General features: G+C 57.8%; 1 pseudogene. It reads left to right on the forward strand.

What is annotated here, in order from left to right:
* Positions 1–17: 17 nt before the first annotated feature.
* Positions 18–322, forward strand: a pseudogene (locus EN804_RS35815) (SAM-dependent methyltransferase); the annotation flags it as partial.

Here is a 322-nt window from a genome sequence, read left to right on the forward strand (position 1 = left end):
AATCGAGGCCAGAATTCATGACCCCGTTTGACAATCTCTCGGAATTACCGGTGCAGAACACCCGCGTCAGCGGCCGTATGGGCCTCGGCACTTGGCTCATCACCCGGCTGCTGAACAATATTCACCGCGGCCGGCTTCGCATCACCCTCCCCGGCGGCGGAACCATCGAAAAATCGGGGACATCGGAAGGCATCGACGCCATTCTCGTTCTGCATAACTGGCGGGCAATCCGCCGTCTGTTCGTCAATGGTGATATTGGCTTTGCGGAAGGCTTCATTGAGAACGACTGGTCCACACCGGACCTGACCGCGCTTATCCGTTT

Origin of the sequence: Mesorhizobium sp. M8A.F.Ca.ET.161.01.1.1, from assembly GCF_004792105.1 — a bacterium.
Lineage (GTDB): Bacteria > Pseudomonadota > Alphaproteobacteria > Rhizobiales > Rhizobiaceae > Mesorhizobium.